A 22,762-nucleotide genomic window follows, 5' to 3' on the forward strand; every position below is an offset into this window, starting at 1 on the left:
GTTTTTTTTTTGGGTGTTGTTTTTTTTTTTTTTATCCTCCCCCCCCCCCGGTGGGGGGGGTGGGGGGGGGGGGGGGGGGGGGGCCCCCCCCCGCGGCCGCCGTACGTCCGTGTCCGGCTCTCACCGGGTTCGGTCGCCGCACACCGCGGCGGTGCCGTCATCGCCCCGTCGTACGTACGCCGTCCGAGCCGCCCGCACACCGCAGGGCCCGAGCCGACCGGCTCGGGCCCTGTCGTGTACTCGGTACTCCGGCCACGACGCCCGCCCCTGAGGCCGGCACCACTCGCGCATGCCGTCCTCGGCCGAGGTGCGGACCACGTCCCGCCCGCGGCCGTGCGTACCGACCGGAGTCAGTAGCGCAGTTCCGCCGTCACCAGGCAGCGCTTCACCCGGGAGACCGAGCGCGGGTTGTCCATGGGCACCTGGATGGTCTTGGACGCTCCGGCGTCGACCTCGACCTCGGCCTCACCCGTGTCGACGGTCAGGCCCTTGGCGTCGACGAACGTCACGTCCACCTCGTACACGTGCGTGACCGCCGCGGTCGAGCGGATCTCGACCGACGAGGAGGTCGTCGCACGGCGCTTGCCCTTCTTGGGCGACACGCAGCGGATCACGCGCAGGGCGGGCGACTCCGAGGCGGTCGGGCCGGGGGCGGCCGACTCGTACGTGGAGCCTCCGGACGAGCTCGACGAGCTGTCGTAGTCGTCATCGTCGTAGTCGTCAGAGCTGCCGTTGCTCTTCTTCGAGTTGGAGCAACCGCCGTCGCTCGATCCGCCGCTCTTGCCGCTGCGGCTCTTGCCTCCGCTGCTGGAGGTCGAGAATCCGGTGAGCGCGAGCACCACCACGACCAGAACCGCTGCGAACCTGATCCGCCGCCGCATCATCGATGCAGCCCCCCTTGTTGTCGTCGGCCACCCGGCCGTCACGCAGCCGCGCGACACCGTAACGCACAGCCTCTCCCGCCCAGACCCTCGGCCCGGTCATGGCCCTGTCACGGTCTGGTCATGGTCTCCGGATGGCAGGGGTGAGGGGCCCGGCGTAGCGTCGAGCCGGGGAGCGGTGCAGTTCCGTGCGTGGCGCGCAGGCCCGGGAGGCCGACCATGATCCGCAATGTCCTCGGTTCCGTCCTCGCCCTGCTGGGCGCGGCGGCGGCCGTTCAGAGCCCCTTCCGCGGCTGGTACGGCGACCGCCTCGGGCGGGACTTCCGTGTCCAGGACCTCTTCGAGGGCATCGGCGACGTGTCGTCCGCCGTGCTGGGCTCGATCCTGCTGCCGTTCCTCTTCGCCGCCCTGGTCGCCCTGGTGGGCGTGGTGCTGCGGTCGCGCTGGGTCGTGGCCGTTGCGGGGCTGATCGCGCTCGGGTTCACCGTGCTGTGGATGGTCCGGCAGGGCCAGGCGGCGGGCGGTCTGGCGGTCGTCGGCGACGGTTCCGGGCTCGGATGGGGCGTGGCGCAGGCGCTGGGCGGCGGGGTGCTGCTCCTGCTGGGAGCGCTGGTGATGTCCGGGCGGCGCGCACGGACGAGGCGTAAGAACGATCCGTACCCCGTGCCGACCGACGCCCATCCGGACACCTGGCCGCCGACGCAGGAACCGGGACCGTCGGCGCAGACGTCGCCGTGGCCGGAGCCGGAGGCCGATCCGTACACAGGACCGCACACGGGACCGCGTACGGGTCCGCACGGCGACCCGTACGCGGGGCCGGGTACGGGTCACCACCGGGCGCCGCGGGCGGACGAGGACACGGCCTCGTACCCGGTGGTCCCGGACGAGGACCGCGACCGTTACCACCCGCCGCACCCCTGAGACGCGGGTCAGGCGCGGGCTCGGTTCCCCGTACCGGTCCCCTTCAGCGCGTCCAGCGCGTACACGCAGCGGTCCTTGCTGCACGCGTACACGACCCCCGCCTCGGCCACCGGTGAGCCCGTGATCTCGCCGCCGGTGGCGAGCTTCCAGCGCAGCTGGCCGCCCGCCGCGTCCAGCGTGTACAGCACGTGGTCGGCCGAGCCGAAGTGGACCCGGCCGTCCGCGACCACCGGCGCTCCGACCACTTCGCCGCCCGCCGCGAACCGCCATTTCGGTGTGCCCGTCACCGCGTCCAGCGTGTACAGCGCGCTGCCGCTGCCGACGTGCACGTTGCCCGCCGTGACCAGCACCGGCTCGATGGACTGCCGGGACTCCGTCGCGATCCGCCACCGGTCCTTGCCGGTCGAGGCGTCCAGCGCGTACACGGTGCCGAGGTAGTCGGCGAGGTACACCCCGCCCCCCGTGACCGCGGGTCCGGGCGCGAAGGCGGGCGGCGAGAGGAAGACGGCCGGCGACTCGAAGTGCCAGCGCACCCGGCCCGAGACCGTGTCCACGGCCAGCACCCGGGTGCCCGCGGCGACGTACACGAAGCCGTCCGGCGCCGGTGTCACCCGTACGGGCACGCCGCCGCAGGAGGCCGCGTCACCGATCGGGTACGACCACCGCTCCATGCCCGTGCGCGCGTCCACGGCCCGCAGCCGGGCGTCCTGCCACAGGTACACCACGCCGTCGTGGAGGACCGGCCCGGCCTCCGGCGTCTCGAAGTCCGTCTGGGCGCCCCTGGCCTCCCACAGCTTCTCGCCGCTGGACGCCTCCCACGCCTGTACGCCGCCGCCGCGCGTCCCGGTCACGACGGTGCCCCGGTCGGCCTTCAGCGAGTACACCCACGCGTCGGTCCGCAGCCGCCACCGCTCGGCCCCCGTCGCCGCGTCCAGCGCGTACAGGGACGGACCGTCCGAGGCGTGGATCCTGCCCCCGTCGACGGCCATCGCCCAGGCCACGTCCCTGGTCTTGAACTGGCGCCGCCCGTTGCCCACATCCAGGGCGTGGACCTCGAAGGACGTCACGTACAGCAGGTCGCCGACGACGACGGGAGTGCCCCAGACGTCGTTCGACATGCGGAAACGCCACGGCCGCCAGCGCTCCGGCGCGGCGGGCGACGTCTCGGGGGACGGCATGGGCGCGGGCACCGGAGCCGTCGCGTGACCGGCGGCGCCGTTCAGCCCGGCGGGCGGGCGGACCCAGCCGGTCGCCGGGTCGGCGTGCGCGGCGGCGGCGCCCCGCACGTCCACCGGGCGCGGGCCGGGACCGATCGGCAGCTTCGCCCCGGCCAGCCGCACCGGACCGCCGTCGGCCGCCGGGCCGGGCGCGGTGCGCACGTCGCCGCGCCAGGCCCCGTCCGCGTCGGCGCCCGGCGGCGGCTGCGACGGGGGCGGCGGCACGACGACCGGGGCGGGTACGGCGGCGATCGCACGCCCGCCGCCGCGCCGCTGCTCGATCATCGCGGTGGCGAGGGTCGGCAGCCAGGCCGAGGCCGTACCGCTGTCGTCGCTGCCGGAGGCGAACAGATGGGGGGCCAGCTGGGCCTGCAGGTCCGCCGGGCTGGGCCGCCGCGTCGCGTCCATCTGCATGCAGGACTCGATTAGCGGTCTCAGGTCGTCGGGCAGCCCCTCCGTGTCGGGCCCTTCCCGCAGCAGCATGAACACGGTCTCGACCGGATTCGCCCCGTGGAAGGGCGCGTGCCCCGTCGCCGCGAAGACCAGGGTCGAGCCGAGCGAGAAGATGTCGCTGGCCCCTGTCACGCTGCGCGAGTCGCGGGCCTGCTCGGGAGACATGTACGCGGGCGTGCCCACCGCCACGTTCGTCATGGTCAGCCGGGTGTTGGAGACACCGGACGCGATACCGAAGTCGATCACCCGCGGCCCGTCCTCGACCACGAGCACGTTGGACGGCTTCAGGTCACGGTGGACGAGGCCGGCCCCGTGGATCGACTGGAGGGCCTCGGCGATACCGGCGGCCAGCCAGCGCACGGCCTGCGTCGGCATCGGCCCGCACTCACTCACTATCTCCTCGAGCGAGGGCGCGGGGACGTAGGCGGTCGCCAGCCACGGCACGGCCGCCCGGGGGTCGGCGTCCACCACGGCGGCGGTGTAGAAACCGCTGACGGCGCGGGCGGCCTCCACCTCACGCGTGAAGCGGACCCGGAACAGCTGGTCCTCGGCCAGTTCCGTACGGACCGTCTTGATCGCCACCCGACGGCCCGACGCCGATCGTGCGAGATAGACCAGCCCCATGCCGCCGGCGCCGAGCCGTCCCAGCACCTCGAACGGGCCGATCCGCCTCGGGTCATGCTGCGTCAGCTGCTCCACTTGCCTGCCACCTCCCCGTACGGGCCTCAGGAACAGAAGCCCGCGAAATCCCGCCCTGTGCAGCGTCTCACCACTCGGCACCACCTGGCGGTGCGCACCCCGATTGTTGCTGGCTCGGGGCCCGGTTGCGAACCCGGGTGCGGAACGGGGTGGCTTGTGACACTCCATCCCTTTCAGGACAGCCCCCGGAACGGCCGCGTAACGGCTACGGAAGCAGTTCGGTCGGCTGCAGGACCGCGAAGGCGGCGCCCTGGTCGTCCTGGAGGACCGCCATCCGCCCGTACGGGATGTCGAAGGGCGGAGCCGAGATCCGGCCACCGAGGCGTACGGCGGTCTCGGCCGCGCGGACGCAGTCGGCCACGGCGAAGTAGCTGAGGAAGTAGCTGGGCAGCATCTCGGGGAACGCGTCCGTGATGACGCTGCGGCCGCCGATCGCGGTGTCGGGTCCCGGCTCGGTTCCCGCCGGGGACCACATGCGGAATTCGGCCCCGGCCTCCGCCGCTCCCGGGTCGCCGCCCGGGGCCCCGCCGAGGTCCAGGTCCGTCCCCAGGAAGCCGAAGACCTCCTCGTAGAAGGGGTCCACGCGCTCCGGCCGCCGGGTGTGGACCTCGGTCCAGCAGAAGGCGCCGGGCTCGTTCCGCTTCTCGAAGCCGGCACGGTCGCCCGCCTGCCAGAGGCCGAAGACCGCACCGCCGGGGTCGACCGCCTGGGCGAGGATGCCGGCCCTGCCCGCCCGCACCGGATCGGTGATCACCTGGCCGCCCGCCTCGCGGATCCGGGCGACGGTGGCACGGATGTCGTCGGTGGAGAAGTAGACGCCCCACGTGGTCGGCATGCGGCCGTCCCGCTTCGCGGCGAGGGCGGCGACGAGCTTCCCTTCGCTGTACGCGTCGGCGAACGGCATGCCGTCCCCCGCCCGGAAGGTCCACCCGAAGAGCCCGCCGTAGAAGCGCTTGCCCGCTTCGAGGTCGGCGAGCTGCACATCCACCCAGCACGGCACGGATTGTGCGAATGCGGCCATGGCCCCGGGTCCTTCCGTAGCGGTGACGCCCGTCACAGTCAACGTAGCGTCGTGGGCCGCGCGGCGCGCCCCGGGGCACTTCCGCACATCAAAATAGAACGTTCGCCCGAATCGTGAAGATTCGATGACCCGGTGGACAAGAGTTGTCCACCGAAGTTATCCACAGGCTGTTGATAAGACCATCGCATCGAGACCCTTCATGGAGGGCCCCGCCGAGCGCCCGCCCCGGCCCCACGAGGCCCCGGGGCCAACCCCCGGCCCTTCCGGTAGCCGTCGTGAAGAGCGCCCGCGCGCCGCCGGAAAAACCCCTGTTCACCCCGCCCCGGCTGGTCCGTTCCCCATTTGCAGTCGGTCAGATCGCGCTCGGATCCGCCCTCGGTAAGCTGACGGCATGACAGGACAAGTGCGCACCGTCGACGGCCGCGTGGCCGGTCGGCGAGGTCAGGCGACGCGGCAGAAGCTGCTCGACTGCCTCAGCGAAATGCTCAGCGCCTCTCCCTACCGGGACGTCAAAGTCATCGACGTGGCCCGGAAGGCAGGGACTTCACCCGCGACGTTCTACCAGTATTTCCCCGACGTCGAGGGCGCCGTCCTCGAACTCGCCGAGGAAATGACCAAGGAGGGCAGGGGGCTGACCGAACTGGTCGCCGGACGCTCCTGGGTCGGCAAGGCAGGATGGCAGAGCGCCGAAGAACTCGTCGAGGGATTCCTCGACTTCTGGCGCCGCCACGACGCGATCCTCCGCGTCGTCGACCTCGGCGCGGCCGAGGGCGACAAGCGGTTCTACAAGATCCGCATGAAGATCCTCAGTTCGGTCACCGGCTCCCTGACGGACTCGATCAAGGAGCTCCAGGCCAAGGGCAAGGTCGACAAGGACGTCAGCCCGGCGGCGGTGGCCGGTTCCCTCGTCGTCATGCTGTCCGGGGTCGCCTCCCACCAGAAGGGCTTCACCACCTGGGGCGTGAAGCAGGCCGAACTCCGCCCGAACCTGGCCCTGTTGGTACACCTGGGCATCACCGGCAGGAAGCCGGCCAGGTAGGCGCCCGCCAGGACTCCCGCATACGCCGGGCGCCGCGGGACCTTCCGCGGTTCCCCACGTCCTGTCTCACCGACGGCGGACCACCCGCGTGGTCCGCCGTCGGCGTTCCCGGACACGAGCTGCGGCGCACGCCTGCCCGCGCCCGCGTGTCCACACGCCCTCCCGCGCCCGCTTTCCCGCACACACCGGGCGAACGGCCGCGCGACGCTGTGGAATGGGTCCATGACCGATGCACAGAAGACGTTCCGCGACCTGCTCCACGCCCAGCGCGTCTGGGACGCCCCCCTCCCCCGCTTCGACCCGTCCACCGCACCCCCCGGCCCCCTCGGCCTCTTCCACACCTGGTTCGCCGAGGCGGTGGCCGCCGGGCAGACGGAACCGCACACCATGACCCTGGCGACCGTGGACGCCGAGGGCAGGCCCGACGTGCGGACGCTGATGCTGCACGACGCGGACGAGCGCGGCTGGCACTTCGCCACCCACTCCACCAGCGAGAAGGGCCGCCAGCTCGCGGCCCGTCCGCACGCGGCCCTCAACTTCTACTGGCCCGCCCAGGGCCGCCAGATCCGGGTCCGCGGCACGGTCACCCCGGTGGGCCGCGCGGAGAGCCTGGCCGATCTGCACGCCAGGTCGACCGGCGCGCTGGCCGCCGCGCTCACCGGCTCGCAGAGCGAGGTGCTGACCTCCTACGACGAGCTCGTCCGGGCCTCCGAAGCGGCCTGGGAACAGGCCCGGTCCGAACCGGACGCCGAGGTGGAGAGCTGGACGCGCTACGTGGTCGAGCCGCGCGAGGCGGAGTTCTTCCAGGGCGACGCGCAGCGACGGCACGTAAGGCTGCGCTACCGCCGGGAGGCCGGCGGCACCTGGACGCGGGAACTGCTCTGGCCGTAGCCGCCGCGCGGGGCTCCTGCCCGGTTCGCGACAACCAACTGGAGCTGCGGGTCCGGGCGGTGCCGGGGGACGACCTCCGGGTGGAGAAGGAACCGGCCCGGTGGTTCCCGGTGTGGGGTGCGCCGGGGATGTGAACGACATCGCGCACCGTTGTGTGCGGCGCGGCCGGAAACAGGCCCCCGGCACACAACAACCGCGCATCCGTGATCAATTCGCAACCGATTCCGGTCTTGACCGAGACCCATCAATTGAACGCCGGATTACGCTCCGAAGCATGTCAGACAGCACCTCCACTCCCGGTGGCCCCGCTCTTCCCGCTTCCTTCGACCGCACCGACGACCGGCCGGTCTATGTGATCGGCGGTGGTCCCGGCGGTCTCGCCGCCGCGGCGGCCCTGCGGGGACAGGGAGTACGGGCGGTGGTGCTGGAGAAGTCCGACGGCGTCGCGGCGTCCTGGCGCCGCCACTACGACCGGCTGCACCTCCACACGATCCGGCGCTGGTCGTCGCTGCCGGGGCTCGCGATGCCCCGCAGGTTCGGGCGCTGGGTGTCGCGCGACGACATGGTGCGCTATCTGGAGAAGTACGCCGAGCACCATGAGCTGGAGGTCGTCACGGGTGTCGAGGTGTCCCGGATCGACCGGGCGGCCGACGGGTCGGGCTGGCAGCTGAGCGCGACCGGGGGCCGGGTGCTGACGGGCCGCGCGGTCGTCGTGGCCACCGGCTTCAACCACACCCCGCTGATCCCCGACTGGTCCGGCCGCGACGGCTTCACGGGTGAGCTGGCGCACGCCGCGGAGTACCGCGCCCCGGGCCCGTACGCCGGCAAGGACGTCCTCGTGGTCGGCATCGGCAACACGGGCGCGGAGATCGCCGTGGACCTGGTCGAGGGCGGTGCCTCCCGGGTGCGGATCGCGGTGCGCACCACGCCGCACATCGTGCGGCGCTCGACGGCGGGCTGGCCCGCGCAGGCGACCGCCGTCCTGGTCCGCAGGCTGCCGGTCCGGCTGGTCGACCGCGCCGGGGGCCTGCTGGCCCGCGTCGCCGTCCCCGACCTGTCCGCGCAGGGCCTGCCCCGCCCGGACACGGGCCTGTACTCCCGGGTCAGGGAGGGGGCGATCCCGGTCCAGGACGTCGGGCTGATCAACGCCGTGAAGCGCGGCCGGGTGGTCCCCGTGGCGGCCGTCGAGTCCTTCGACGGGGACACGGTGGTACTGGCCGACGGAACCAGGATCACCCCGGACGCGGTGATCGCGGCGACGGGTTACCGGCGCGCCCTGGAGGGCCTGGTGGGGCACCTCGGCGTGCTGGACGCGCGTGGCCGCCCCGTGGTGCACGGTGCCCGTACGCCGGAGCAGGCGCCGGGCCTGTACTTCACCGGGTTCACCAACCCGATCAGCGGCATGCTCCGCGAAATGGCCCTGGACGCCCGGAAGATAGCCAGGCGGCTGGCCGCGAAGGGCTGAAGCGGCGGCCCGCGGCCCTCTCAACTGCCGTCCCGCCGGCCGAGGATCCGGACGTCACCGGCGTCCGGATCGCCGAACAGGGCGTACAGCTCGGGCCGCCGCCCGGTTCCGCCGGCCGTCCCCCTGACCGCACGTCTTCGGGGTCGGTAGCGGGCCCGTCCGGGCGGGAGCGCCCGGTGTCCTGGGGCGGTCCGCCGGTCTCCGGCGGATGACCAGGGCCATCAGGGCCGCCGACGCGCACAGCGCTCCGGACGCGTACCAGACCACGTCGTACGAGCCGAACACATCGCGGGCGACACCGCCGAGGAACGCGACCAGGGCCGCGCCCACCTGGTGCGAGGCCAGGACCCAGCCGAAGACGATCGCGCTGTCCTCGCCGTAGTGCTCGCGGCACAGGGCCAGGGTCGGCGGGACCGTGGCGACCCAGTCCAGGCCGTAGAACACGATGAAGAAGATCATCGGCGGGTGCACCGCGGGAGCCATCAGCATCGGCAGGAACAGCAGCGAGATGCCGCGCAGCGCGTAGTAGACGGCAAGCAGTCTGCGGGCGTCGAAGCGGTCCGTGAGCCAGCCGCTGAAGATCGTGCCGATGATGTCGAACACGCCGATCACGGCCAGGAGCGAGGCAGCCGCGGTGATCGGCATGCCGTGGTCATGGGCCGAGGGCACGAAGTGGGTGCGGATCAGACCGTTGGTGGAGGCACCGCAGATGGCGAACGATCCCGCCAGCAGCCAGAACGGCCCCGTACGGGCCGCGTCGAGGAGGACGCGTACGGTGCGGGCCGCCGCACCCACCGCGGGCGGCGGCTTCTCGGCGTACGTGCCGCCGTAGGGGGCCAGGCCCACATCCGCCGGGTGGTCGCGCATCAGCAGCCAGACGAACGGAACGACGACGAGAGCGGCCAGGGCGACGGTCACCGAGGCGGGGCGCCAGCCGTGTTCGTCGACTATCCAGGCGCAGAGCGGCAGGAACACCAGCTGGCCGGAGGCCCCGGCCGCGGTGAGGATGCCGGTGACCAGGCCCCGGCGGGCGACGAACCAGCGGTTGGTGACCGTCGCGGAGAAGGCCATCGCCATCGCTCCGGTGCCCAGGCCGACGAGCAGGCCCCAGTAGAGCATCAGTTGCCAGGACGCCGTCATCCAGACGCTCGCCAGTGCCCCGGCGGCGACCGCGGTCAGCGCGACGACCACGACCCGGCGGATGCCGAACCGGTCCATCAGTGCGGCGGCGAACGGCGCGGTGAGCCCGTACAGCGCCATGTCGATGGAGACCGCGAGACCGATCTCCCCGCGCGACCAGCCGAACTCCGTGTGGAGGGGGTCGATGAGGAGGCCGGGCAGGGAGTTGAAGGCCGCACCGCCGATGATCGTCACGAAGGTGACGGCCGCGACGATCCACGCCCGGTGGATCCGCGGGCGGGAGGGCCGGCGGGGCGGGGCGGCGTCGACGGGAGCTGCCGCGGCTACGGTTGTCGGGTTCTTCACGCGGACCAGCATCCTGGCCTGCGCCGACCGCTACGAGCGGCCGGACAGACACCCTTCGCAGGGATCGGGCCACGGCCTCACGTGGTCAGGTCCGGGAGCGTGACCGGACCGCCGTGCGGGCCACCGCCGTGCGGGCCACCGCCGTGCGGGCCACCGTCGCGTGGACCGCCCAGGCGAGGGCCGCTCCCATCACGTACCAGAACAGGTCCGGGGCGTTGAACGTCGAGCCCAGGACGAGCCGCGCCGCCGTGCTCTGCCGGGACAGGTCCGCGGGTATCCCCGTCAGCTGGGCCAGCTCGACCGCCCAGCTGAACACCAGCGCGACCCCGGCGGCCGACAGCGGGCGCACCCTGGGAACCAGCAGGACGACCAGGGTGTGGATCAGCACCGTGTACGAGGCGGAGCCCGCGTACTTGGCGAAGTCCCCGCCCGCCACCGACCGGACGCCCAGCCCGGCCGCCACGGTCACGAGGGCCGCCGCCCCCGCCACCACCCGGACGCGGGTGCCGGTCACCGGGGGAATGGATGTGCGAGCTGCCGACTTTTCATTCACAGCAGCGAGATGTATCAGCTTGAATGCGATGGCAGCCAACCCGAGGGGAACAGGAGTCCGCATGCCGCACCGCGTCGTCGTACTCGCCCTCGACGGGCTGCTCCCCTTCGAGCTGGGCATCCCACAACGGATCTTCGGGCGCTCACTGAGCGCCGGCCCGGCCGACGGCGGCCGGAAGCTGTACGAGGTGATGACCTGTTCCGTCCGCCCGCCGGGCGCGGTCCGCACCGACGCCGACTTCAGCATCCTGGTCGAGCACGGGCCCGAGGCCCTGGCCACCGCCGACACGGTCGTGGTCCCCGCCTCGTACGAACTCGGCCCTGTCCACACCGAGGGCAGGCTCACCGACGAGCTCGTCGCCGCGTTCGCGTACATCAGGCCCGGGACCCGGATGGTGTCCATCTGCACGGGCGGGTACGTCCTCGCCGCGGCCGGATATCTCGACGGCCGTCCCGCCACCACCCACTGGTCATCCGCCGAGCACTTCCAGCGGCTCTTCCCGAAGGTCCGCGTCGACCCGGACGTCCTGTTCATCGACGACGGGGACGTGCTGACCTCCGCGGGGGTGGCCGCCGGGATCGACCTCTGCCTCCACATCGTGCGCCGCGACCACGGCTCCGCCGTCGCCAACGACGTCGCCCGGCGCACCGTCGTACCGCCGCACCGCGACGGCGGCCAGGCGCAGTACATCCAGCGGCCCGTCCCCGAGGCGCAGCTCGCCACCACGACCGGCGCGCGGGCCTGGGCGCTCGGCCGGCTGGAACAGCCGATCCAGCTGCGCGACCTGGCCCGGCAGGAGTCGATGAGCGTCCGCACGTTCACCCGCCGCTTCCGCGAGGAGGTCGGGATCAGCCCGGGGCAGTGGCTCACCCAGCAGCGGGTGGAGCGCGCCCGGCACCTGCTGGAGTCCACGGACCTGTCGGTCGACCAGGTGGCGCGGGAGGCGGGGTTCGGGACGGCGACCTCCCTGCGCCAGCACGTGCAGGCGGCGCTGGGAGTGCCGCCCACGGCCTACCGGCGGACGTTCCGGTCGACGGTCGCGGGCCAGGAGGCCTGAGTCCGGGAAACCGCCGGTCGCAGGGCGGGCGCGGTCCTGAGGTCGCCCTGCTGCTCCTTGATCAGCGGGACCAGCACCGGGCCGCCCCGGTCGATCTCGCACCAGATCCGCTTCCCGGCGCCCTCCGGCTGCCAGCCCCAGCGGTCCGCCAGGCCGTCCACCAGCTCCAGGCCACGGCCGTTGGTGTCCTCACCCTCGGCGTGACGCGGCTGGGGCGGACGGCAGCTGGTGTCGGCCACCTCGACCCGCACCGTCCCCGCCGATCCGGTGGGGCCGAACAACATCCGCAGCACCGCCGGGCAGCCCGTGTGGACCACCGCGTTGGTGACGAGCTCCGAGATCAGCAGGACGATCGTCTCGGCGAGCGGCTCGTCCTCCATCCCGGACCCGATCAGCCGCGAGCGCGCCCATCTGCGGGCCCGCCCCACTTCCGCGGGATCCGGCCCGACCTCCAGCTGAACCTGAAGCACCTGCACCGCTCACACCATCCGAACCGGCGGACACATCGCCTAGCGCCTCCTCAGGGTCACGGAACGTGACTCCCCTTCGGGACAGCATGGTTGACGTACAGTCACCGCAACAAGCGCTTCGGGCATATTCCAGCGCGAAGGAGTACGCGTGGTCCATACTGTGCGACGCGCGCTGCGGAGAGTCGAACAGGAGCGCGCCGTCGCTCCGGGGACCGACTCCCCGGCAGGTCCGGTGCAGCTCCGTGGGTCGCGAGCGGAGCATCGCTCCCGGTCCGGAGCGGCCGCACGGGCCACATCCGGATCCTCCGGTTCCAGAACCACTCGCATCCAACGGAGCGTACCCGAGCAGGGTGTCCGACTCCGCCCGGTGACGGGTCACCCCGGGTACGCCTCAGGCCGTCCGCACCGCCCGGCTGCGCTGCGTCACCCGCACCGCCACCGCCCGCACGCCTCCGGTCAGCCATGACGCCGTGCGGACAGCGGTGCGGGCCGGTCCGGGGTCCTCCCCGGCCGGCCCGCACGGCGGCGCGAACTGCTCGCGCCGTTGGGCGTGTTGTGCGACGGGCTACGCGTCGGGTTCGATCACGGTGAAGTAGGCGGCCACCGCGGCTACCACGTCCGCTTCGGCGATCGTGCCGTCGCCGTCGGTGTCCAGGCTCCCGGCCGCCGTGCTCGCGACGTCCTCCTCGGCCCCCAGTACCCGCAGGGCCCGCTCCACGGCGGCGACCGTGGCGACGGTGGATCCGTCGGTCTCCGTGCTGCCCGCCACGGCGATCGCCGCGCGCAGGAAGGGCCTGGCGATCTCCGCGAAGCGTCCGGGGTTGTCGCGCAGCCGCTTCACGGCTCCGCCCACGAACTCCTCACGGGTGACGCGCTGGTCCCCGTCCACGTCGGCGATGCCCGCCATGCCCTGCCAGAAGGCCTCGGCGCCCGTATAGAGAGCCTGGCCCTTGTCGCATCGGGCCTTTGTACCGAATTCGGTGAGCAGACGGGCCGCTGCGGCGTTGAAATCGGCGCGATCGATGTAGTCGTTGCCGTCCTGGTCGAAGGCGGCGAAACGGTGCGCGATCTTGCGCTCGTACTCTGCGCTGTCCATGCGGGGAGCGTACGACGCCGACGGGCGTCACGTGTCACTAACCCCGGTTGCCGGTGGCGGAACCAGGGGTCGGCCTGAGGTGCTCAGGCGGTGAGCGGCCGGGATTCCTCGTCGGTGGCGGACTCCGCGTCGGGGTAGACCTCGAAGAGTCTTCGTACCCCCAGCGCCCCCAGCACCTTGTTGACGTGGGAGCCGTCCACCGCGCCGCGGGCCGGGAGGATCAGCCGCAGCCGTCCCCCGCAGGACTTCATGAGGTGGCGGGAGGCGATCAGCACGCCGACGCCGCTGGAGTCGCAGAAGAGGACTCCGGAGAGGTCGAGGACCACGTCGTGCTGTCCCTCGGCCACCGCCCCGTGGACGGACTGGCGCACGACGGGTGAACTCACCAGATCGAGTTCACCGCGTATCCGCAGTACGGTCCACTCGCCCTGCTCGGTCTCGTCCACCTTCAGCGTCACGCGACTGGGACCTCTCGTTCCGCGGAGTCCGGGGATCCGGAAGTTTCCGTTCCTCCTCGCGGCTGCCCCCTCGGCGCCGCCGCGAAACACCGGTCCACCTGTGGACGCGGCACAGGATTCATCCAGGAATGATCTCCGACAACCCGTTTACCCGGTCGGGAAACGGCAAAGCGGAACGTATTCCCTATCATTCAGCGCCACACGGGGGACGTACTTGGCGTAAAGGTGCGTGCGCGCCGGACCTAGCCCACTACATTCGGGGTGACGAGGGGCACAGGGCTGGGGGTTTGATGGCGAAGGACGCACCACCGCGCTGGGACCGCCGCATGCAGCAGCGGCTGACGCGTGGCGAGGCGGCGGCCCTCGGCGAGCTCTACGACCGTTTCGCGCCGCTCGTGCACAGCCAGGCCCACCGCATGCTCGACGACGAGGAGGCCGCGGACCTGGTGACCCGCGAGGTCTTCGGCTTCGTCTGGGAGAACCCCGGCGCGTACGACCCCAGGCAGGGCTCGATGAGGTCCTGGGTGGCATGGCTCACCCACCGCCGGTCCGTGCAGCGGCTGCGCGGGACACACGGCGCGGACGGAGCCGGCTCGGGCGACGACTCCGGCACGGACCACCGGGGCGTCTCGAACGCGGATCACCGGAGCGTCCCAGGAACGGGCCACCGGGACGCGAACGGCCCCGGTACGGACGCCCGGGAGCCGGAGCAGGAGCTGGAGCACCTGGTGCGCAGGGCCACCGTCGCCGCCCGCGCCGACTACATCGTCTCCTCGATGCCCGCGCCCCTGCGCGCCGCACTCGAGCTCGCGTACATCCAGCGCCGGGACTACCGGCAGACCGCCGCAGACCTCGGCGTCACCGGCGAGGAGGCCCGGCGCCGGCTGCGGCTCGGGCTGCAGCTGCTCGCCACCGCGAACACCCGCCCGCCGGCGGGTTCCTCGCCTCCCGGATACGGACACACCCCGTGAGCGGCGGCACGGACGGCACCGGCCGTGACGACGGGATCCCGGCGTGGCGCATACCGGGACCGCGGGCTCCCGCGGACGACCTCGCGTCCCTGCCGGCTCCGCCCGCCGCCCCGGCCCTGTCCCACGGGGTGCTCGCCTCGCTGCTCGGCGCCTGGGCCCTGGCCGCCTGCACGGCCGAGGAGACCGCGGCGGTGGAGGAGCACCTCACCTCGTGCGCCCCCTGCGCGGACGAGGCGCTGCGGCTGCGCGACGCAGTGGGGCTCCTGCACACCGACGGCAGCCTGGATCTGGACCCGATGCTCCGGGCCCGGGTCCTGGAGAGCTGTCTGGGCCGCCGCCCGGCCACGATCCCCGTCCCTTCCTGGGCCGCGCCGTACGACGCGGAGACCGCCAGGCTCGACGCGCTGCTCCGGGACATCGGCAGTTCCGAGTGGCATGCGCCGGTGCGGCTGAAGTGGTTCGAGGGCGAGCGGCAGGCCGGCCGCAAGACGACGGTCGCCGGGGTCATCGGGCATCTGATGGCCGTCGACGGCCTGGTCGCCTCGGCTCTCGGTCTGGACGACCCGCTGGGCAGCGGTGACAAGCCCCTGTCGCCGACCCGGCGCACCGAAACGTACTGGTCAGCCGCTTACCGGCCGCCCACCCGGGCCGTCCGGGAGCCGTGGCGCGAGCAGAGTCACACCCTCGTGCGCACGGTGTCGTTCGCGGGCCGGGACGTGGCGGCGCTCTCCGTCCCGTACGGGGACTTCGCCCTCCCGTTGCAGGACTCGATGCTGGAGCGGGCCTTCGAGTGCTGGGTACACGGCGGTGACATCGCGGACGCGGTGGACTACCCCTACGAGCCGCCGGCCGCCGCCCATCTCCACCGCATGATCGACCTCGCGGTCCGGCTGCTGCCGGCCACCCTCGCCGAGCGCCGCCGTGCCGGACTGGCGGGAGCGGCCCGCCATCTGGTCACGGCCGGAGCCCCGGGCCGCTCGCTGCATCTGGAGGTCGAGGGCCGGGGCGGCGGCAACTGGTACATCGCGCTGGACTCACCGGCCGCGGTCGGCTCCCCCGAGCACACGGTGGCGCAGGTCGCGCTCGACGGCGTGGAGTTCTGCCGGCTGGTCGCCGGGCACGTCCCACCGGTGGAAGCGGCGGCGGGGCAGCAGGGCGACCGCGAGGCGATCAGCGACGTGCTGTTCGCCGCGGCCTCCCTCAGCAGGCTGTGACTCCTCCGGCGGACGGCGGCGGGCGCGACGGCTCCGCTACGCGAAGACCACCGTGCGGCGGCCGTTGAGCAGGATGCGTCGTTCGGCGTGCCACTTGACCGCGCGGGCCAGTGCCTGGCACTCCACGTCACGGCCGACGGCGACGAGCTGGTCAGGAGTGACGCCGTGCCCGACCCGCTCGACCTCCTGCTCGATGATCGGCCCCTCGTCGAGGTCGGCGGTCACGTAGTGCGCCGTCGCACCGATGAGCTTCACACCGCGCGCGTGCGCCTGGTGGTACGGCTTCGCGCCCTTGAAGCTCGGCAGGAAGGAGTGGTGGATGTTGATGATCCGGCCGCTGAGCTGCTTGCACAGGTCGTCCGACAGCACCTGCATGTAGCGGGCCAGGACGACCAGCTCGACGTTCTCCCCGCGCACCAGCTCCAGCAGCCGCTCCTCCGCCTCCGCCTTGTTCTCCCGGTTCACCGGGATGTGCCGGAAGGGGATGCCGTACGAGGCGACGAGCTCGGCGAAGTCCGTGTGGTTGGAGACGACGGCGACGATCTCGACCGGCAGCGCGCCGATGCCGGACCTGAAGAGCAGGTCGTTGAGGCAGTGGCCGAACTTGCTGACCATCAGCACGACCCGCATCCGCTCGGACGAGCGGTGTATCTGCCAGTCCATCCGGAAGGAGTCACCGATCGCGGCGAAGCTCGCCCGCAGCTTGTCCACGTCCACCGTGGCGTCCGCCGAGAAGTGGACGCGCATGAAGAAGAGCCCGGTGTCGTGGTCGCCGAACTGCTGGCTGTCCTCGATGTTGCAGCCCGTCATGAAGAGATAGCTCGACACGGCGTGCACGATGCCCTGTCTGTCGGGGCACGAGAGTGTGAGGACGTACTGCTCGGCGGTGGCGTCCGAGGCAGCGGCGGGACGGGATTCGGCAGGCTGCGGGGCGGTCATCCCCGTAGGGTGCCACAGGTGCCCGGTGTCAGGCGGATCCGGTCATGATGCGGAGCACGTCGAGCGAACGGGGCGGAATGTCCGGGTCCTCGGCGTCGTTGGTGGCGAGCATCACATGGGCCTCGCGGGCGGCCTGCACGGCCTCCGCCCAGCCGTGGTGCTCCAGGTAGGCGGAGACGGGGGCGTCCGCACCGACCTGGTGCATGATGCGCAGCACGCGCAGGGCGGCGACGTCCACGAGGGCGGCCTCGGCGGAGTCGCGGAAGATCGTCCCCACGTATTTCTCGGCGGACCAGTTGTCCAGCCAGGTGTCCTCGACCAGGCGGTACACGGCGTCGGTGACGTCGCCGTACCCGGCCTGGCCGGTCAGCCAGCACTCGTGGTGGAAGACGGGGTCGGAGAGCATGTGCAGCGCCGAGCGCACGTTGCTGCGCCAGCGCCACCACGGCATGTCGTTGAGCGGCATGCCGCCCATGGTGGAGGAGCGACGGCCGCGACGGGAAGAGTTCTCCGAACCTTGCTGCACGGTTGTCGATCGTACGTTCCCTCCGCCCACCCGTGCACGGCCCCCCGTAATTCACCTTCACGTCACCGAGCGTTGAACAGAGCACACTGCAGCGTTACCCGTGGCGCGGAAAAGTTCACGACCATGACCGGATGGCGACGCCACACCCCTCTCCGCCCCTACGGAATCCTCACAATTACGGCGGCGGCCGGCGCATTGCTGTTGACCGGCTGCGGTGTCATCCCTGGTGCCTCGGGGGGCTCCAGGGACACCGTCACCGTGATGACCTGGGCGCCCGACACCCCGGGGGCCGCCGTGAACATGGCGGGCATGCCGGCCATGGCGCGGACCTACGCCGGCTGGATCAACGAGCAGGGCGGGATCGACGGGCACGAGCTGCGCGTGCTCACCTGCAACGAGGACGACAGCGCGACCGGAGCGTCGAAGTGCGCGCGGCAGGCGGTCGACGAGGACGTCGTCGCGGTCGTCGGCTCGTACAGCAGGTACGGGCGGGCGTTCCTGGCCCCGCTGGAGGCCGCCGGGATCCCGTACATCGGCGGGTACGGCGCCTCCGCCGACGAGTTCACCAGCTATCTCTCCTACCCGGTCAACGGCGGTCAGTCGGCGCTCCTCGCGGGCAACGGCAAGCAGCTGGCGGCCAGTTGCGACCGGGTCTCGCTGGTGCGGCCGGACACGCTGGTCGGCGACGGCATGCCGGGCCTCGTCGATCTGAGCCTCACCCGGGCCGACCGGCCCGCGTCGTTCGACATCAGGGCGCCCGAGGAAGCCACGTCGTACGAGTCCCAGGCGGTCAAGGCGCTGGAGGAGGCGGGCGACGGCTGCGTGACCGCGGTGCTCGGCAAGGGCACGGAGACGTTCTTCGACTCGTTCCGCCGCCTCGAACCCGAGGACAGTGACGTACGCATCTCGTCCGTGCTCGGCAGCGTCGGGCAGCCGCTCATCGACCGTACGGGCGGCCGGAACAGCCCCTTCGAGGGGGCGTACGTCACCGGCTGGTACCCGGAATCGGGCGACGCCCGCTGGAAGCCGATGCGCCAGGTGATCCGCGAGCACGCGTTCGGGGACAACCGGATCGACCCCGAGGACACGGGTGTGCAGACCACCTGGATCGCGTACACCGCGCTCAAGGCGGTCATCGAGGCGCTGAACCAGGAGACGATCACGGCGGGCGCGGTGTCCGTCAGCCTCAACCGCGGCACCGAGGTGGACACCGGCGGGCTCACACCGGTCCTGCGCTGGCGCTTCCAGGACACGGTCGGCTCGGCCGCGTATCCGCGCATCGTCAACGGCAACGTGACGTTCCAGGTGGTCCGTGAGGGGCGCCTGGTCGCGGACAGGAAGGGCTTCGTCGATGTGACGGAAACCCTGGTGGACGCCCGCATCAGGGGCTGACCAAAGGGCTGGTCCACCGTACGGAGACGGCCTCCGTCCCCCACCCGGGGACGGAGGCCGTCTCCGTACGGTCAGAGCTCGGTGGGGGCGCGCTTCGTCAGCGCCCACTTCTCCGCGATGGAGTTCCACAGCCCCGACGCCTTCTGCTTCTCCCGGGTGGCCACGCCGCTCGACGCGTTGGCCTTGGCCTTCTCGCCGGTCGACCTGGCCTTGCCGCCCTTGCAGACCTTCTTGTCGTTCTTCGCCTGGCCGGCCCAGGCCGCGTAGTGGTCGTCGGCCTCCGCCGAGGCCTGCCAGGCCGCGGTCAGCGCGGTCTTCAGCTCGGCGCTGGAGGGCAGCTGGTCGATGCTCAGCCCTTCGAGCCGGGTCACCAGATCGCGGCGCTGCGTGGCCGCGCCGCGCAGATCGGTGGCCGCCTGGTCCAGCGCCTGACAGTTCTCGATCCTGGCCACGGCGCTGATCACCGCCGCACGGCTGTCGTTGCTGTCGGCGAGCAGCTTGTCGAGTCCCTGGGCCTGCGTCTCGGCGGGGTCGGCCGCCTGGCCGGTGGCCTCACTCGTGGGTGAACTCTGCGCGGACACCGGCTGCTTGTCGTCCCCGGGCTTCTCTTCCCCGCCGCTCAGCAGGGCGCCCGCGCCCAGTCCGATGACGGCGCAGCCGACGACCACGGCGGCGATCAGCGGGATGTGCGCGGACCGCCTGCGGGGCGCCCCACCGCCCCCGTGCTCGTCCTGCGGGCTCTGGACGGCCTGCGGCCCCGACTGGAACGGCCGGGGCCCCTGCGGCGCCTGCTGCCCGTGCGCGCCCTGGTGCTGCTGATACGGCGGCTGGTGCGAGGGCTGCTGGTGCTGTGGAGCCTGCTGCGGCTGCTGGTGCGCGGGGCCGACCTGGGGCATCTGCTGCGTGGCGCCCGCGGGCGCCTCGTTGCGGAACAGGTTGTCGAACTCGGCGGGCGGCTGCCGTTCGCCGGGTGTCCCGGGCCGGATTCCGTACGGGACACCGCCGGGCACCGGGGGTATGTACTGGGTCGCGTCGGCGTCGGCCGCCTGCGCGGGCGGGGCCGACTGCCCGAGGTACTGGGTGGACTCCGCGGGGCGCTCGGGCGGCATCCCGCCGGGCACGGGGGCGATGTACTGCGTGGCGTCCGCGTCCCCGCCCGCCGCCATGCCGGGCACGGCCTCCGGCGGCAGCGGCTGGGCGTACGGCTGCTGCTGCCCCTGCTGCTGGTACGGGGCCTGCGGGGCACCGTACGACTGCTGCGGGGGCGCGTACGACTGCTGGGGCGGGTACCCGTACGCGTCCGACCGGGGCTGCTCGGGCGGCAGTTGCCCCGGGGCGTGGCCGTCCTCGTGCGCGGCGGGCCCCCAGGCCTGGCCCCACGGCTGCCCGCCCGCGGGGGCCGCCTGGTCGGCCGCCCGGCCCCCCGCGGTCCAGGGTGCGCCGCCCTCCGCGGGCAGCACGACACCTTCGTGCGTGGGCCGTACAGCAGGGAGCTGTTCGTCACCCTGTCCGCTCTGCGTCACCGGGACTCCTACGTGTGAACCAACGGAATCGTCGACTCACGCTACCGGGTGGCCACCACCCCGCGCCAAGTGCCCGAGGGCGCTCACCACCCCTTCACACAGCGGGTAACACGCGGCGCCCCTCCGACGCCGCTCATGGTCAGCTCATCGAATCAGCAGCTCAGGCGGCCTGGAGCTCCATCCGCGCGCCGAACTCCCGGACCGCGGGCGTCTCCCCGAACGGCACGAGCCGCTGCTGAAGGTCATCGAGATATTCAGCACCCCGGCTGGACCGCACCGTGCCCAGCAGTTCCATCGCCCGCATCCCCGTGTGGCACGCCTGCTCCACCTCGCGTTGCTGCACCTGCGCCGTGGCCAGCAGCACCAGGCCGATGCCGCGGCGCCGGGTCCGGGACTGCGGGAGGGCCGCCAGGGCCTCCTTCGCCCGGCGCGCGGCCGGCTCCCCCTGCCCCAGGTCGCGGTGGCAGTGCGCGAGCTCGTCCGCGAGGTAGCCGGCGTCGAAGTGGGCGATCCACGAAGGGTCGTCACCGGTGTCCGCGTCGGCCTGTTCCAGGGCCGCCACCGCCCGGCCGGCCACCGCCTGGCACGTGCGGGCGTCCCCCATCAGCGCGTGGCCCCGGGCCTCCGCCGCGTGGAACATCGCCTCCGCGCGCGGTGTCACCCGTCCCCGCGCACCCTCCTGGGCGGCCCGCGCCAGCTGGGCGATCTCCCGCGGGTTGCCGAGCTGGGCGGCGAGATGACTCATCGACGCGGCCAGCACATAACCGCCGTACGCCCGGTCGCCCGCGGCCTGGGCCAGGCGCAGCGCCTGGATGTAGTACCGCTGGGCCAGGCCCGGCTGGCCGGTGTCGACGGCCATGTACCCGGCGAGCTCGGTGAGTCGGGCGGCGGCCCCGAACAGCTCGCGGCCCACCGATTCGCGGTACGCCCCGGAAAGCAGCCCGGACACCACGCTGTTGAGGTAGTGGACCAGGACGGGCCGCACGTGCCCGCTGCCGAAGCGGTGGTCCAGGTCGACGAGCGCGGCCGTCATCGCGCGCACCGCCTCCACGTCCGGCGTCCCGACCCGGGCCCCCGCGGTGCGTGCCACCTGCGGGTCGGCGCCCGTGATCAGCCAGTCGCGGCTGGGCTCGACCAGCGCGGACGCCGCCACCGCCGACCCGGACAGCAGATCGCGCCGGCCGACGTCGCTGCGCCACAGCTCGCAGACCTGCTCGATCGCGCCGAGCACGGTGGGCGCGAACTGCAGGCCGACGCCCGAGGCCAGGTTCTTGCCGTTGGCCATGCCGATCTCGTCGATCGTGACCGTACGGCCGAGCTTGCGGCCGAGCGCCTCCGCGATGATTCCCGGTGCCCTGCCGCGTGGTTGTTGTCCACGCAGCCAGCGGGCCACGGAGGTCTTGTCGTAACGGAGGTCGAGCCCCCGCTCGACTCCGACCATGTTGACGCGTCGGGCGAGGCCCGCGTTGGAACAGGCCGCCTCCTGGATGAGCGTCTGGAGTCGTTCGTTCGGCTGGCGGGCGACGAGAGGTCTGGCTGCCATGTTTCCCCCTGGGACCGCAGTGATCGTTGGAACGATCATTGCCCGGAATATGGATGAGAAATGCGCATATTCATCTGTATTGGGTACGCGCGGTGGCGAGTTGGCACAGTCCTGCAAGTGGTTACCCGCCCTTCGGTGCACCGCCTCTCGCGCGCCCCCGCCCATGCCTCCGTGCGCCCCGTGTGCAGGATCGATCCGCCGTTACCGGCGCCGGTGCGCCCGTAACCCCGACCGGCGCCGGAAGTTGTGCTGTGCGTGGAAGAGCCCATCGGAGTGACGGAGACCGCGCAGGTCGCACAGGTGCCCCGGCAGCGGCGCGAACAGCTGCTCGACGCCGCGGCGCGGTACGCGGAGGTGCGGCACTGGGACGTGTTCCCCGGCACCTGGCTCGAATCGTCGGACGGCACCGAGCGCTGCTCGTGCGGGGATGCCCGCTGCGCCTCCCCCGGGGCCCATCCCACCCGTCCGGACTGGGCCGGCCAGGCGACCGGCAGCGCCGCCGCCGCCCGGCGGATGTGGTCCCAGCACCCCACGGCCTCGGTGCTGTTGCCGACCGGACGGTCCTTCGACGCGCTCGACGTTCCGGAGTCCGCGGGCTTCCTCGCGCTGGCCAGGATGGAGCGGATGGGCCTCCCGCTCGGCCCGGTGACCTGCGCCCCGGACCGCCGGATGCAGTTCTTCGTGCTGCCGGGGGCCGCGGCGAAGGCCCCCGATCTCGTCCGCCGGCTGGGCTGGGACACCGTCTCCATCGACCTGGTGGGACGCGGGGAGGGCCATTACGTGGCCGGGCCGCCGACCCGTGTCGGCGGGCGCGGAGCCGTCCAGTGGGCCCGTCGCCCCACCCCGACGAACCGGTGGCTGCCCGACGCGGAGGAGCTGATCAGGCCGCTCGCCTATGCCTGCGCACGTGAGGCGGCAGACGCCCGTACGCGCCTTTCGTAGGGTGGT

General features: G+C 72.5%; 21 protein-coding genes and 1 pseudogene. 10 read left to right on the forward strand and 12 right to left on the reverse strand.

The genetic code is table 11. The annotated features are described in order from the left end of the window. Positions 1 to 350 precede the first annotated feature (350 nt). Positions 351 to 884, reverse strand: a complete 534-nt coding sequence (locus tag ACFWVP_RS17115; protein WP_384497423.1) for a hypothetical protein — start codon at positions 882 to 884, stop codon at positions 351 to 353. 216 nt (positions 885 to 1,100) lie between these two features. Between ACFWVP_RS17115 and ACFWVP_RS17120 the strand changes: the two genes are divergently transcribed. Next, positions 1,101 to 1,802: a hypothetical protein gene (locus ACFWVP_RS17120; RefSeq protein WP_384497425.1), complete on the forward strand. Its 702-nt coding sequence runs from the start codon at positions 1,101 to 1,103 to the stop codon at positions 1,800 to 1,802. An 8-nt stretch (positions 1,803 to 1,810) separates the two neighbouring features. On the opposite strand, the gene ACFWVP_RS17125 is transcribed toward ACFWVP_RS17120, so the two are convergent. Then, on the reverse strand, positions 1,811 to 4,171 hold the full coding sequence (locus tag ACFWVP_RS17125; RefSeq protein WP_384497427.1) for a PQQ-binding-like beta-propeller repeat protein: 2,361 nt from the start codon (positions 4,169 to 4,171) through the stop codon (positions 1,811 to 1,813). Positions 4,172 to 4,376: 205 nt separating this feature from the next. After that, the gene (locus ACFWVP_RS17130) at positions 4,377 to 5,192 is read right to left on the reverse strand and encodes a VOC family protein (protein WP_384497429.1); all 816 of its coding nucleotides are present in this window, start codon (positions 5,190 to 5,192) and stop codon (positions 4,377 to 4,379) included. Positions 5,193 to 5,583: 391 nt separating this feature from the next. On the opposite strand from ACFWVP_RS17130, the gene ACFWVP_RS17135 reads away from it, so the two are divergent. From ACFWVP_RS17135 to ACFWVP_RS17150, 4 genes and pseudogenes are all read left to right on the forward strand, one after another. Continuing rightward, positions 5,584 to 6,231, forward strand: coding sequence for a TetR family transcriptional regulator (locus ACFWVP_RS17135; RefSeq protein ID WP_384497431.1), 648 nt, complete (start codon positions 5,584 to 5,586; stop codon positions 6,229 to 6,231). Positions 6,232 to 6,453: 222 nt separating this feature from the next. Next, positions 6,454 to 7,122 carry a pyridoxal 5'-phosphate synthase gene (locus ACFWVP_RS17140; RefSeq protein ID WP_384497433.1) on the forward strand — a complete coding sequence of 223 codons (669 nt, stop codon included), beginning with the start codon at positions 6,454 to 6,456 and terminating at the stop codon, positions 7,120 to 7,122. Between the two features lie 20 nt (positions 7,123 to 7,142). Next, positions 7,143 to 7,256, forward strand: a pseudogene (locus ACFWVP_RS17145) (hypothetical protein); the annotation flags it as partial. Positions 7,257 to 7,396: 140 nt separating this feature from the next. After that, positions 7,397 to 8,587 (forward strand): flavin-containing monooxygenase, encoded by a 1,191-nt coding sequence (locus ACFWVP_RS17150; RefSeq protein WP_384497435.1) that lies wholly within the window; start codon positions 7,397 to 7,399, stop codon positions 8,585 to 8,587. A gap of 54 nt (positions 8,588 to 8,641) precedes the next feature. Here the strand turns inward: ACFWVP_RS17150 and ACFWVP_RS17155 are convergent, their stop codons facing one another. Together ACFWVP_RS17155 and ACFWVP_RS17160 are read right to left on the reverse strand one after the other, a co-directional pair. After that, a complete protein-coding gene (locus tag ACFWVP_RS17155) occupies positions 8,642 to 10,084 on the reverse strand; it encodes an MFS transporter (protein ID WP_384497437.1) in 1,443 nt (480 codons plus the stop codon). 73 nt (positions 10,085 to 10,157) lie between these two features. Further along, positions 10,158 to 10,586 carry a DUF2809 domain-containing protein gene (locus ACFWVP_RS17160; RefSeq protein WP_384497438.1) on the reverse strand — a complete coding sequence of 143 codons (429 nt, stop codon included), beginning with the start codon at positions 10,584 to 10,586 and terminating at the stop codon, positions 10,158 to 10,160. Between the two features lie 100 nt (positions 10,587 to 10,686). Between ACFWVP_RS17160 and ACFWVP_RS17165 the strand changes: the two genes are divergently transcribed. After that, entirely contained in the window at positions 10,687 to 11,682 is a 996-nt protein-coding gene (locus tag ACFWVP_RS17165; RefSeq protein ID WP_384497439.1) for a GlxA family transcriptional regulator, read from the forward strand. Here the strand turns inward: ACFWVP_RS17165 and ACFWVP_RS17170 are convergent. The 3 genes from ACFWVP_RS17170 to ACFWVP_RS17180 form a co-directional block, all read right to left on the reverse strand. Next, positions 11,637 to 12,158 carry an ATP-binding protein gene (locus ACFWVP_RS17170; protein ID WP_384497441.1) on the reverse strand — a complete coding sequence of 174 codons (522 nt, stop codon included), beginning with the start codon at positions 12,156 to 12,158 and terminating at the stop codon, positions 11,637 to 11,639. The two genes, ACFWVP_RS17165 and ACFWVP_RS17170, sit on opposite strands and share 46 nt — an antisense overlap. A gap of 559 nt (positions 12,159 to 12,717) precedes the next feature. Then, positions 12,718 to 13,248 carry an EF-hand domain-containing protein gene (locus ACFWVP_RS17175; protein ID WP_384497443.1) on the reverse strand — a complete coding sequence of 177 codons (531 nt, stop codon included), beginning with the start codon at positions 13,246 to 13,248 and terminating at the stop codon, positions 12,718 to 12,720. Between the two features lie 83 nt (positions 13,249 to 13,331). Continuing rightward, on the reverse strand, positions 13,332 to 13,706 hold the full coding sequence (locus ACFWVP_RS17180; RefSeq protein WP_384497444.1) for an STAS domain-containing protein: 375 nt from the start codon (positions 13,704 to 13,706) through the stop codon (positions 13,332 to 13,334). A gap of 290 nt (positions 13,707 to 13,996) precedes the next feature. On the opposite strand from ACFWVP_RS17180, the gene ACFWVP_RS17185 reads away from it, so the two are divergent. After that, positions 13,997 to 14,677 (forward strand): RNA polymerase sigma factor, encoded by a 681-nt coding sequence (locus tag ACFWVP_RS17185; protein WP_384497446.1) that lies wholly within the window; start codon positions 13,997 to 13,999, stop codon positions 14,675 to 14,677. Beyond that, positions 14,674 to 15,891: a maleylpyruvate isomerase N-terminal domain-containing protein gene (locus tag ACFWVP_RS17190; RefSeq protein ID WP_384497448.1), complete on the forward strand. Its 1,218-nt coding sequence runs from the start codon at positions 14,674 to 14,676 to the stop codon at positions 15,889 to 15,891. Before ACFWVP_RS17185 ends, ACFWVP_RS17190 begins: the two co-directional genes overlap by 4 nt. Before the next feature lie 36 nt (positions 15,892 to 15,927). On the opposite strand, the gene purU is transcribed toward ACFWVP_RS17190, so the two are convergent. Both purU and ACFWVP_RS17200 read right to left on the reverse strand, forming a co-directional pair. Beyond that, positions 15,928 to 16,830, reverse strand: coding sequence for a formyltetrahydrofolate deformylase (gene purU, locus ACFWVP_RS17195; protein ID WP_384497450.1), 903 nt, complete (start codon positions 16,828 to 16,830; stop codon positions 15,928 to 15,930). A gap of 28 nt (positions 16,831 to 16,858) precedes the next feature. Next, on the reverse strand, positions 16,859 to 17,305 hold the full coding sequence (locus tag ACFWVP_RS17200; protein WP_384497651.1) for a hypothetical protein: 447 nt from the start codon (positions 17,303 to 17,305) through the stop codon (positions 16,859 to 16,861). Positions 17,306 to 17,479: 174 nt separating this feature from the next. Here ACFWVP_RS17200 and ACFWVP_RS17205 point away from each other — a divergent pair, with 174 nt between their 5' ends. Beyond that, a complete protein-coding gene (locus ACFWVP_RS17205; RefSeq protein WP_384497451.1) occupies positions 17,480 to 18,748 on the forward strand; it encodes an ABC transporter substrate-binding protein in 1,269 nt (422 codons plus the stop codon). Positions 18,749 to 18,819: 71 nt separating this feature from the next. On the opposite strand, the gene ACFWVP_RS17210 is transcribed toward ACFWVP_RS17205, so the two are convergent. Together ACFWVP_RS17210 and ACFWVP_RS17215 are read right to left on the reverse strand one after the other, a co-directional pair. Beyond that, complete coding sequence (locus ACFWVP_RS17210; RefSeq protein WP_384497453.1) at positions 18,820 to 20,271, reverse strand: hypothetical protein; 1,452 nt, start codon at positions 20,269 to 20,271, stop codon at positions 18,820 to 18,822. A 160-nt stretch (positions 20,272 to 20,431) separates the two neighbouring features. Next, positions 20,432 to 21,814 carry a transcriptional regulator gene (locus ACFWVP_RS17215; RefSeq protein ID WP_384497455.1) on the reverse strand — a complete coding sequence of 461 codons (1,383 nt, stop codon included), beginning with the start codon at positions 21,812 to 21,814 and terminating at the stop codon, positions 20,432 to 20,434. Between the two features lie 246 nt (positions 21,815 to 22,060). On the opposite strand from ACFWVP_RS17215, the gene ACFWVP_RS17220 reads away from it, so the two are divergent. Continuing rightward, complete coding sequence (locus ACFWVP_RS17220; protein ID WP_384497457.1) at positions 22,061 to 22,756, forward strand: bifunctional DNA primase/polymerase; 696 nt, start codon at positions 22,061 to 22,063, stop codon at positions 22,754 to 22,756. The last annotated feature ends 6 nt before the right edge of the window (positions 22,757 to 22,762 follow it).

The sequence above is a fragment of the Streptomyces sp. NPDC058637 genome, from assembly GCF_042717325.1.
Classification (GTDB): domain Bacteria; phylum Actinomycetota; class Actinomycetes; order Streptomycetales; family Streptomycetaceae; genus Streptomyces.